9 protein-coding genes, 1 tRNA gene and 1 pseudogene are annotated in these 10,714 nt (G+C 62.5%); 4 read left to right on the forward strand and 7 right to left on the reverse strand.

Annotated elements, in window-relative coordinates:
* The first annotated feature begins 25 nt into the window (after positions 1-25).
* A complete protein-coding gene (locus ACYUCQ_RS06725; protein WP_460253738.1) occupies positions 26-2,248 on the forward strand; it encodes a heavy metal translocating P-type ATPase in 2,223 nt (740 codons plus the stop codon).
* Here the strand turns inward: ACYUCQ_RS06725 and ada are convergent.
* Both ada and ACYUCQ_RS06735 read right to left on the reverse strand, forming a co-directional pair.
* Positions 2,202-3,335, reverse strand: coding sequence for a bifunctional DNA-binding transcriptional regulator/O6-methylguanine-DNA methyltransferase Ada (gene ada, locus ACYUCQ_RS06730; RefSeq protein ID WP_460253739.1), 1,134 nt, complete (start codon positions 3,333-3,335; stop codon positions 2,202-2,204). The two genes, ACYUCQ_RS06725 and ada, sit on opposite strands and share 47 nt — an antisense overlap.
* Positions 3,336-3,569: 234 nt before the next feature.
* Positions 3,570-4,010 carry a PaaI family thioesterase gene (locus ACYUCQ_RS06735; protein ID WP_460253740.1) on the reverse strand — a complete coding sequence of 147 codons (441 nt, stop codon included), beginning with the start codon at positions 4,008-4,010 and terminating at the stop codon, positions 3,570-3,572.
* A gap of 168 nt (positions 4,011-4,178) precedes the next feature.
* On the opposite strand from ACYUCQ_RS06735, the gene ACYUCQ_RS06740 reads away from it, so the two are divergent.
* Positions 4,179-4,574 carry a VOC family protein gene (locus tag ACYUCQ_RS06740; protein ID WP_460253741.1) on the forward strand — a complete coding sequence of 132 codons (396 nt, stop codon included), beginning with the start codon at positions 4,179-4,181 and terminating at the stop codon, positions 4,572-4,574.
* A gap of 69 nt (positions 4,575-4,643) precedes the next feature.
* Here the strand turns inward: ACYUCQ_RS06740 and ACYUCQ_RS06745 are convergent.
* A tRNA-Arg gene (locus tag ACYUCQ_RS06745) sits at positions 4,644-4,720 on the reverse strand.
* Positions 4,721-4,754: 34 nt separating this feature from the next.
* The gene (locus ACYUCQ_RS06750; protein ID WP_460253742.1) at positions 4,755-5,747 is read right to left on the reverse strand and encodes an alpha/beta fold hydrolase; all 993 of its coding nucleotides are present in this window, start codon (positions 5,745-5,747) and stop codon (positions 4,755-4,757) included.
* A 48-nt stretch (positions 5,748-5,795) separates the two neighbouring features.
* On the opposite strand from ACYUCQ_RS06750, the gene ACYUCQ_RS06755 reads away from it, so the two are divergent.
* Together ACYUCQ_RS06755 and polA are read left to right on the forward strand one after the other, a co-directional pair.
* Entirely contained in the window at positions 5,796-6,014 is a 219-nt protein-coding gene (locus ACYUCQ_RS06755) for a zinc-finger domain-containing protein (protein ID WP_460253743.1), read from the forward strand.
* Positions 6,011-8,752, forward strand: coding sequence for a DNA polymerase I (polA, locus tag ACYUCQ_RS06760; protein WP_460253744.1), 2,742 nt, complete (start codon positions 6,011-6,013; stop codon positions 8,750-8,752). Before ACYUCQ_RS06755 ends, polA begins: the two co-directional genes overlap by 4 nt.
* Before the next feature lie 77 nt (positions 8,753-8,829).
* Here the strand turns inward: polA and ACYUCQ_RS06765 are convergent, their stop codons facing one another.
* The 3 genes and pseudogenes from ACYUCQ_RS06765 to ACYUCQ_RS06775 all read right to left on the reverse strand — a co-directional run.
* Entirely contained in the window at positions 8,830-9,486 is a 657-nt protein-coding gene (locus ACYUCQ_RS06765; protein ID WP_460253745.1) for a hypothetical protein, read from the reverse strand.
* Positions 9,487-10,043: 557 nt separating this feature from the next.
* Positions 10,044-10,550, reverse strand: a complete 507-nt coding sequence (locus tag ACYUCQ_RS06770; protein ID WP_460253746.1) for a GNAT family N-acetyltransferase — start codon at positions 10,548-10,550, stop codon at positions 10,044-10,046.
* A gap of 64 nt (positions 10,551-10,614) precedes the next feature.
* Positions 10,615-10,714 (reverse strand): annotated as a pseudogene (locus ACYUCQ_RS06775) (IS5/IS1182 family transposase); the annotation flags it as partial.

Here is a 10,714-nt window from a genome sequence, read left to right on the forward strand (position 1 = left end):
ATCCCCGGTGCAAAAGGATCACGCTATGGCCGACTATTCGATCACCGACCAGCTTAATCTCGCGATTCAGGGCATGACCTGCGCGTCCTGCTCGGGTCGGGTTGAGCGCGCTTTGCGTGCCGTGCCCGGCGTGGCCCAAGCCCAGGTCAATCTCGCCGCCGAAACCGCGCAGATCACCGGGGCGGGGCTTGATGCCGCAACGCTCATCGCCGCCGTGCAGAAAATTGGTTTTGACGCGCGCGATCTCGAGAAAGTCGCACCATCCGCCGAAGCCGCCCGCCACCAGCAAGAAGCCCGGCACGACCGTATCCAACTCTTGATCGGTGCCGGCCTCACCACGCCGTTAGTGCTCAGCATGATCGCGCATCTCGCGGGCTTGCCCTTGGGCCTGCCCGGCTGGGCCGCCCTGACGCTCGCCACGCCGGTACAATTTTGGGTCGGCGCCCGATTTTACCGCGCGAGCTATAAAGCCCTGCGCGCCGGGGCCGCGACCATGGATGTACTGGTCGCCCTCGGCACCACCGCCGCCTACGGCATGAGCCTGTTTCTGCTCATCCGCGCCTGGATCGATGGGGGCCAACCGGCACTCTATTTCGATAGTTCCTCCATCGTCATCACCCTGATCCTGTTCGGTAAAACCCTGGAATCGCGTGCCAAACGCCAAACCGGCGCCGCACTCCAAGCCCTCACCGCGCTGCGCCCGGATCGCGCCACGCAACGCCTGCCCGATGGGCGCGAACGCGATGTCGCGGTTGAAAGCCTGATGGTGGGTGATCTGGTGATCGCCAAGCCCGGCGCGCGCATCGCCGTCGATGGGCTGGTGCGCGAAGGCGAAAGCAGCGTCGACGAATCCATGCTCACCGGCGAGAGCGTGCCCGTGCCCAAAGGCCCCGGCTGCCCTGTCACCGGCGGCGCGATCAATGGCGATGGCTTATTACTTATTGAAACCACCGCCATCGGCGCGGAAACCACCTTGGCGCGCATCATCAGGCTGGTCGAAAACGCACAAGCCGCCAAAGCGCCGATCCAAAAACTGGTTGATCGGGTCGCCGCCATCTTTGTCCCCGCCGTGCTGGTCGTCGCCGCGATCACGCTGCTCGGTTGGTGGTTCACCAACGGCCAGCTCGAACACGCCATCCTCAGCGCCGTCGCGGTGCTGGTGATTGCCTGCCCCTGCGCGCTCGGCCTCGCCACCCCCACCGCGATCATGGCCGGAACCGGCGTCGCCGCCACCCACGGCATTCTGATCAAGGACGCCGAAACCCTTGAGCGCGCCCGGCTGGTCGATACCGTCGCCTTCGATAAAACCGGCACCCTCACCGAAGGCCAACCCACCGTGCTGGCGATTGACGCCGCCGAGGGCAGCGATCCAGCGACCATCCTCCGCCTCGCCGCCGCCCTGCAACGCGGGAGCGATCATCCGCTGGCCAAAGCCGTGCTGGCGCGCCAGGCGGACAACCCCATCCCTATCGCAACCAAGCTGCAGGCGCTGCCAGGGCGCGGCATTGAAGGCGTGGTGGAGCAAAAATCCATAGCACTGGGCAGCAACCGTCTGCTCCACGACCTAAATGTAAATCTCAGCACCATCCCCAGCGCCTTGACCGCCAACGCCCAAACGCTGGAACAGCAGGGCCGCAGCATCGCCTGGCTGATCGATCGCGGGGACGAAGCCGCACACAGCACAGCGCGCGTGCTAGGGCTGATCGGCTTTGGCGATGCGATCAAACAAACAGCGCCCGCCGCCATCGCGGCCTTGCGCGCACGCGGCCTGCGCGTTGTGCTGCTCACCGGCGATAACCAAGGCAGCGCCGCCATCGCCGCCCACGCGCTCGGCATCACTGAGGTCAAGGCCGAAATCCTACCCGCGCAAAAAGCCGATGCCATCGCCCAATTCCGCGCGCAGGGCCGCATCGTCGCCATGGTCGGCGATGGCGTTAATGACGCCCCCGCCTTGGCCGCCGCCGATCTCGGCATCGCCATGGCCACCGGCTCGGACATCGCCATGCATAGTGCGGGGATCACTCTGATGCGCGGCGACCCGGCATTGGTCGCAGCCGCGCTCGATATTTCGCGCCGTACCTACCGCAAAATCCAGCAAGGCCTGTTCTGGGCCTTCTTCTTCAACGCCATCGGCATCCCGCTCGCGGCGTTGGGCCAACTCAGCCCCGTCATCGCTGGCGCCGCCATGGCGTTTTCCTCCGTCACCGTGGTTTCAAACGCGCTTTTGCTCCGACGCTGGCATCCCTGATCGGTGCCGCTCCGTGCGCGCCGCTCTCGCGTGCGAGCAAGGCGCGTTTACGCTCAATCCCCCACCGATAACCCGCAAGACCCCCTTGCGCCGCAATCACCCGATGACAGGGGATTGCAACCGCTAACGGATTAGCGCCGCAGGCCCGCGCCACCGCACGAAACGCGGTGGGCTTGCCAATATCCACAGCAATATCGCCATAAGTTCGCGTCTCGCCCGCCGGAATCGCCCGCAGCTTCTGCCAAACAAGACGCTGAAACGCCGTCCCGCGAATATCGAGCGGCAAGTCAAAGCGCGCCGCATGGCTTGGGTGATCCACCAGAGCGACCACCTGATCCACCCATGCCGCAAAATCAGGCGGCGCTGCGGCAAGCCCGGCCTCGGGAAATCGCTGCTGAAGCTCGTGCAAAAGCTGCGCCCGATCCGCCCCCAGTAAAATCGCGCATAAGCCCCGCGCCGTCGCCGCCACCAAAACCGCGCCAAGGCTGGAGTCGCCATAAGCGAACCGAATGCTCTCGCCTTTGCCCCCCGCCCGATAGCGCGAAGCCGTCATACCCAGCATCGCATCAGCCGCCTCGTAAAATCGCCCGGATGAATTGAACCCGGCCTGATACATCGCCTCGGTCACGCCCGCCCCCTCGGCCAATTGATCCTGCACCCGCGCTTGACGATGCGCCGCCGCATAGGCCTGCGGCGTCACCCCGGTGATGCGCCGAAACATCCGGTGGAAATGATAGGGGCTGATCTTGGCCCGCCTTGCGAGATCAGCCAATGTCAGCTTTTGCTCCGACCGCTCAATGCTCCGGCAAGACGCCGCAATCAACGCCACTTCGCGCTCGGCACGCGGCGGCAAATCAGGGCGGCACCGCCGACACGGGCGAAACCCAGCCCGTTGCGCGTCCTCCCGCGTCGCATGAAACGCGATATTCTGGGGTAGTGGCGGGCGCGCCGCGCAGGAGGGATAGCAATAAACACCGGTCGTCACGACGGCATAGAAAAACCGCCCATCCGCCCGCGCATCGCGCGTCCGCACAGCCGCAAGCCGCATCACATCATCGGTAAACCGGTCCTGCACGGGCCGCATCATTCCCCCTCCCTCCGATCAGGCACCAGCCATTAGATCAATATTGGTTGAGGTTGAATCGGCAGATTCGAGCTAAACCAATGAAATTGATCGACAAACAGAGGCTAGAGCGAGATTGATGATAAGCAATCACGCTCCAGCGCCAACACGCCAACGCAAATCATCATCTCAAGCCCGACGCACTCCGAACCTTGCGCGGCAATTCAAAATGCGCCCTAACACCACATTCGCCCCGGTTCAGCGCTCCATCACAATCAATGTCGAGGTCGCGGTCGCGTAGAGCTTGCCCGCCGCATCGGTCAGCCGCGCCTCGGCAAACGCTGCCCGCCGTCCCATCGACACCACCGAACCGATGGCCCGCACCATGCCGGTTTCAGCGGTCAACGCCCGGTGATAGGCAATTTTTAATTCCAAGGTCGAATAGGTTTGCGCCGCACTCAGCTGAGAATGCACCGCGCAGCCACAGGCGGAATCGAGCAAGGTCGCGGCGTAGCCACCATGCACCGTGCCAATCGGATTATAAACCTCAACCCCAGGGCACCCCTCAAACACCACACGGCCCGGCGCCACCTCAACCAAATCAAATCCCACAGTCCGACCAATTCCCGGCATTTTGCCGGCGCGCATCAACGCCTGTAACTGCTCAAGGCCGGTGGCTTTCTCGGCACCATCATTCATCACGCGCTCCTGATTATTTTGCTCCGCACCTTATCACAGGCATGACGCTCGCGTCCGCGCCCGTCACACCAGAAAATCCGCGCCAGACTCGCCCAGTCATAAAATCTGAGAGCAAATCCAGCCAGCCAGCGCGCTTGCAGCCGATCAACCCGCCCCCATGTCCCCTCAATGCCCCCCGTAACCAAGCTCCGTGTTGCCCGCCCAAGCGACAATATCGATGCGTTGATCCCGTTCTATCGGGATGGCCTTGGCCTTGATCTGCTGTTTCGCTTCGCGAACCATGACGGCTTTGATGGCATCATGTTTGGTTGCGCCGACGCGCCCTATCACTTCGAATTCACCCAAGCCCGCGGCCACGCCCATGGTCGCGCGCCCACGCAGGATCATCTGCTGGTCTTCTACCTGCCTGATCTGACCGCGTGGCAGGCCGCGATCGCCCGCATGGCGTCGGCAGGGTACATGCCGGTGCCCGCGTTCAACCCGTACTGGGATCAACATGGGCGCACATTTGAAGACCCGGACGGGTATCGGATTGTCATCCAGCAGGCCGATTGGAGCGCCTGATCAACATCCCCAGTTCGCGCCCCAACCCCAGCCGCAAACACCCAAATCGACGATAAATACCTGAAAATATGGCGGACCTGACACGATTCGAACGTGCGACCTTTGCCTTCGGAGGGCAACGCTCTATCCAGCTGAGCTACAGGTCCTTCTTGCTCCGCTTAGCCCGGTTCTGCGGCGAACTCAATGCTCGGCTAGGAAAATAACCGCCTCGGTCGGCGCGGATGACGGGATCGGCCGGTTGGGATGGCGAATGAACGACAAAATATCGCCCATCGGCACCGCGCGCTGATGATCCAGCACCATTAAATGATAATCTTGCGGATAATACGCCAGCACCACGCCAGGATCGGTCGGCATCGCCCGCCAGCATTGCGCCATCGCCGCTTTAGGGATCAGTTGATCATGCCCGCCATACAGCACCAACGCATGGGCCGGCGCGAAACGCGCACATGCCGCCTGCGCACGGCCCATCAGCCGCACAATCCCGGCCACGGCGGCCAAGCGCGTATGCAAAATCGTCAACGGGTCCCGTGACAGCCGGATCAAGGCGGCGATATTATCCGAGGCCAAAATATGCGCCTGCCGCCCGGTTAGCCGCAAATTAGGCGCAACCGCACCGCCCAACGCCGCCGCCCAGCGGGTCGGTGGTGCCATCGCCCGGCCACCCCACACCGCCGGCGAAATCAACACATAGGACGCCACCGCCCGATCCCCCGCCGCACCCACCATCAGCGCCTCCGCCGCCCCCATGCTCTCGCCCATCAACGTAATCGGCGTCTGCGGATAGCGCCGGTGCAAAATCGCGACCATCTGCCGTACATCGCGCAGCAGCGTCGGCGTGCCCGGCCAGAAACCGCGCCCCGGCGCCGCACCAAAGCCGCGCTGATCGGGCGCGATGAGCAAAATCCCGTGCCGCGCTAAAATCGGCCCCACCGTCACCCAAGCATCGCGGCTATCATCAAACCCATGCAATGCCAGCACCACGGCGCGTGGCCGCCCCGCCGGACGCCAATCGCGATAGGGCAGCCGAGCGCCCGAAGCGAGGGTGAAAGAGCCATTGGTGACAATCGGAAAGCCGGGCTTGGCCTGCGGCGCAGAATCGCGCACCGCACAGGAGGCCAGCAGCAAAATCGATATAAAACCCAAAATTGCGCGCAGCCTCTGGTCGATCATCGCTGCGCGCCATATCATGAGGGTGAAAAATTCCGCAACGAGGTGCCCATGAGCCAGCCCAGCATCACCAATCCGCCCGACGCCCCCGGCCATGCCGGCCAAGGCAGCCAGCCGATTGAGATCATCACCGCCACCCAACGCACCGTCTCATGCGATGGCGGCGTCGGCCCGCTCGGCCATCCACGGGTCTATTTGCGCATCGAATCCGATCATATCGACTGCCCCTATTGCACCCGCCGCTACACGCTGTCGGAGCACGCCGCTTGAACCAGCACCGCCTGGTGCTGATCGATGGTTCGGGATTCATTTTCCGCGCCTTCCACGCCCTGCCGCCGATGACCCGCGCCGATGGCACGCCGGTCAATGCCGTCTATGGCTTCTGCGCCATGCTCGCCCGGCTGCTGAAAGACCACACGGACAGCCATATCGCCGTCATTTTCGATGCCGGGCGAACCACATTCCGCAACGAAATCGACCCGAATTACAAAGCCCACCGGCCCGATCCTCCGCCCGAACTGATCCCGCAATTCGCCCTGATCCGCGAAGCCACCAGCGCCTTCGGCGTCCCCGCCATCGAGCTTGAAGGCTTTGAGGCCGATGACCTGATCGCCAGCTACGCCGCCGCCATGACCGCCACCGGCGGTGCCGTCACCATCGTGTCCTCCGACAAGGATTTGATGCAGCTTCTCACCGATCGGGTCGATATGCTGGACCCGATCAAATCAACCCCCATCGGCCCCGCCGAGGTCATGGCCAAATTCGGCGTAACACCCGCGCAAATGATCGACGCCCAAGCCTTAATGGGCGATAATGTCGATAATGTCCCCGGCGTCCCCGGCATCGGCCCGAAAGGCGCCGCCCAGCTCATCGCCGAGTTTGGCACGCTGGAAAATATTCTCGCCGCCGCTACCAGCGGTGCGATGAAACCCTCAAAACGCTGTGATGCGCTCATCGAACACGGCGAAGCCGCACGCCGCTCCCGCCGTCTGGTCGAATTGCGGCGCGATGTTGCGCTCCCGCTGCCGATCGAAGCACTCACCACCAGCATCACCAATCAAGCGCACCTTACCGCCTTTCTCGAAGCCCAAGGCTTCAAAAGCATTTTGCACCGGCTCGGCGCCACACCCGGCATCACCGCACCCTCCCCCGCCCCAGCGCCCATGCCGGTCCTCGCCCCCCCAGCCACCGGGCGCGAAGCCATCCCGTTCGGCCCCTATGAAACCATCGACACCCCAGACGCGCTGGATCGCTGGATCGCGGACATCCAAACCACGGGTTATTGCGCGCTCGATACCGAAACCACCGATCTTGATGCCCGCCACACCCGCCTGATCGGCATTTCGCTCGCCACCGCCCCAGGCCGCGCCGCCTATCTGCCCCTCGGCCATGTCAATGGCGAACAATTGCCGCGCCCCCTGGTCTATCAAAAACTAACAGCAATCCTCACCGACCCCGCTATTCTAAAAATTTTCCATAACGCCAAATTCGACATCCATGTGCTCTCCGGTGCCGGCTTGCCGGATGCAACGCCGTTCGATGACACGATGCTCATCTCCTACGCCCAGGATGCCGGCGCGCACGGTCACGGCATGGACGAGCTTTCGCTGCTGCATCTTGGCCATCGCCCGATCAGCTTTGATGATGTCACCGGCACCGGGCGCAACCGCGTCTCCTTCGCCGAAATCGCGCTAGACCGCGCCACCGCCTATGCCGCCGAAGACGCAGACGTCACGCTCCGGCTCTGGTTAGCGCTGCGCCCCCGCCTGCGCGAGAAACAAGCACTCTCGTTATACGAACAATTGGAACGCAAACTGGTCCCGGTGCTAATCGGCATGGAACGGGCTGGCATCAGCGTGGATCGTGATGATCTGGTCGCGATGTCCGCCGAATTTGCCCGGCGGATGGATCATATCCAGCGTGAGATCGAACAATTAGTGGGCCACGCTTTTAATCTCGGCAGCCCCAAGCAATTGGGCGAAATCCTGTTCGATGAAATGAAACTGCCCGGCGGCAAACGCACCAAAACCGGCGCCTGGGGCACCGATGCCGCTGTGTTAGAAGGCCTCGCCGAATCCGGTCATCCCCTCCCCGCTCGGATTCTCGATTGGCGGCAACTGCAAAAACTGAAATCCACCTACGCCGATGCCCTGGTCAATGATATCGATCCGGCAACCGGGCGCGTGCATACCAGCTACGCCCAAGCCATCGCCGCAACCGGTCGGTTATCGTCCAATGACCCTAATTTGCAAAACATCCCGATCCGCACCGAGGAAGGGGCGCGTATCCGCCGCACCTTCATCGCCGCACCCGGCCATGTGTTAGTCTCAGCCGATTATTCGCAAATCGAATTGCGCCTGCTCGCCCACGTCGCTGACATTAGCGCGTTGAAAAAAAGCTTTGCCGATGGCGAAGATATTCACGCCCGCACCGCCTCCGAAGTGTTCGGCGTGCCGATGGCGCAGATGGACCCGCTCACCCGCCGCCGCGCCAAAGCGATCAATTTCGGCATCATTTACGGTATTTCCGCCTTCGGCCTCGCCCGGCAGCTCGGCATCGAAAACGGCGAAGCTCGCCGCTATATCGAGGCCTATTTCGCCCGCTATCCGGAAATTCGCCGCTATATGAACGAAACAACCGAATTTGCCCGCACCAACGGCTATGTGCTCACCCCCTTTGGCCGGCGCTGCTATGTGCCCGGCATTACCGATAAAAACGCCGCCCGCCGCAGCTATGCCGAGCGCCAAGCGATTAACGCGCCGTTACAAGGCGGTGCCGCCGACATCATCAAGCGCGCGATGATCCACCTGCCCGCCGCCCTGCACGCCGCCGGCCTCAACGCCGTGCTGCTGTTGCAAGTCCATGACGAACTCGTTTTCGAAGCCCCGCAAGCCGAAGCCGCGCGCCTCGCCGAGCTTGCCAAAACCACCATGCGCAACGCCGCTTTTCTCTCCGTGCCGCTCGAAGTCGAAGCCGGCATCGGCCAAAATTGGTCAGAGGCGCATTAGAGCCGCTTGGATTATTGTTGATCGCGTCCTTTTTATTGCGATATTGCAATGAAATAGGCGCCATGAGGTGGTGCGCCTTAAAAATGATCGCAGCGGAGCGGGCTGAAGAAGGCGCGAAAGGCTTGCCGTTGGTCCCATGGGGTGGGTGGGCTTAGGGGTGTTGGGAAGGGTGAGGGTTTGGGTGGGCGGATGGCGCGTGGGGTGCGGGGGTGGGTGTTGGGTTTGGCTGATTGGGTGGGGGTTGATTGGGTTGGGGGCGGGAGATGGCTGGGGCGGGGGAGGCCGAGCATGCGGCAGAGCGAGCGCAGGGGCGGGTGGAGTGCGGGGGTTTGTGCGATCAGGGCGCGCATGGTGGGATCGGCGAAAATTTGTTCGAGGGCGGCGCGGTGGGGCAGGCAGATATTGGGGATTATCTCGGTTGCGGGGACGAGGCGGAGCAGCCAAGCGTGATGGCGGGGCACGGGATCGGGCCGGTAGGGGCGGGGCGTTTCGGGGCGCGGCGCGCGCGGACGATAGGGGCGGGGAGGTTTGGCGGGTGCAAGCGGGGAGGTTTGGGCGGTGCGGAGCAAAAATTCGAATTTGGTGGCCATGCGGGTGAGGCGGAGCGAGATGGCATTGAGCAGGGGGGTGGGCAGGCCGATTTGATGCCCGCGCCCGATGACGGCGTTGCGCAAGCCGCGCACGAGGGCGGCGAAGCGGTGCGAAAGACTAACGGGGTGGGTTTGATCGGGCACGGAGCGATAAAAGCATGAACGGGGGTGGGTGCGAAAGGGAAAAGTTTGGGGTGACTAACAGATTATGGTGGGCCAGAGTGGTAACGGGTGCGGTTGATTTATACGATGGGGTGGGAGGCAGGATTTGGGTGTGTAGGGATAATTTGAACCGCGACCCGTTTCGCTTGCGCGATTGCGGCGACGCCGGTTCCGATTTTATCGGTGCCCAACAGACGCGGATACGCCCTCAATTTTTGGTTATTGATGGCCGCTATGATTGCCCGCATGGCACTGCCATTGTTGGTGGCGAGAAAACCTAGCTTGAGCATAGAGTTCGAAACGCTTGCAACGCGACGGTGTTGTTTCATATCGTGTCGGCTGTCGAGTAGGGTGAATTTTAGGCGGCTCGAACCTGGGGCGGCGGTGCTTTCGGTCCGGGCGATCATCGACGCGAGGGGGCGGGTGGCACGCCAATAGGCAGATTTGCGCTCATCATCGCCGTTCGAATCAGCGCCACCGTTCCTCCAGAGCGGTCGTTCACAGGAGGATATCCCTTGGCCGGGTTGGGTGGAAAACTGTCAGTCTGCTTCGCGGTTGTTGCTGGGAGAAAGCGGACCCTTGGAATCAACGAGGTTCAGATGCAGGAACTGATTGAAATCGCTTCGCTCGTATTCCGCGAATGCCGCGCCATCTGTGAAGCCCCGCCGCCGATATAGCGCGAGTGCCGGTTCGAAAGTCGGTCCGCTGCCGGTCTCAAGGCTCAGCCGGCAAGCACCTCGCGCCGTTGCCGTGCCGATAATAGTTTCAAGTATGGCAGCACCGGCGCCCATGCGGACGAACTCCGGGTGTGTCCGCATTGATTTCACCTCGGCGTTTCCGTCTGCTAACATCTTCAGCGCTCCAATGCTGGCAACACGGCCATCGCACCACGCGGTCCACACGGTCACCTCTGGGGCCTTCAAGCCCGACAGATCGAGCGCAAAGACACTGCCGGGTGGCGAATTGGCGTGCATTCCTGCGAGATGTAGAGCCAGAAGCGCTCGGGTTTGCTCTCCCGACAGGTCGTCTTCCCGAATTTCAAACATTTTGCCTCCTACCGCTCCGCTTCAGCTTACCTTAGAGTCTGACTCGTAATTTGGTCTGATTTTTTCATGCGCGTGCGACAAATCTGACGGTTCGGCGGATGGAGGCGATGAGCAGCCAGGCTTCTGACGAGGCGATGGAGGCTTCCCAATCCTTGGCGAGGCGT

The sequence above is a fragment of the Acidiphilium sp. MT5 genome (genome assembly GCF_054767495.1).

Bases quoted from the DNA above. Each gene is read 5' to 3' on its own strand.
- ACYUCQ_RS06725 (WP_460253738.1), top strand. From the start codon at position 26: ATGGCCGACTATTCGATCACCGACCAGCTTAATCTCGCGATTCAGGGC.
- ada (WP_460253739.1), bottom strand. From the start codon at position 3,335: ATGATGCGGCCCGTGCAGGACCGGTTTACCGATGATGTGATGCGGCTT.
- ACYUCQ_RS06735 (WP_460253740.1), bottom strand. From the start codon at position 4,010: ATGAATGATGGTGCCGAGAAAGCCACCGGCCTTGAGCAGTTACAGGCG.
- ACYUCQ_RS06740 (WP_460253741.1), top strand. From the start codon at position 4,179: ATGCCCCCCGTAACCAAGCTCCGTGTTGCCCGCCCAAGCGACAATATC.
- ACYUCQ_RS06750 (WP_460253742.1), bottom strand. From the start codon at position 5,747: ATGATCGACCAGAGGCTGCGCGCAATTTTGGGTTTTATATCGATTTTG.
- ACYUCQ_RS06755 (WP_460253743.1), top strand. From the start codon at position 5,796: ATGAGCCAGCCCAGCATCACCAATCCGCCCGACGCCCCCGGCCATGCC.
- ACYUCQ_RS06770 (WP_460253746.1), bottom strand. From the start codon at position 10,550: ATGTTTGAAATTCGGGAAGACGACCTGTCGGGAGAGCAAACCCGAGCG.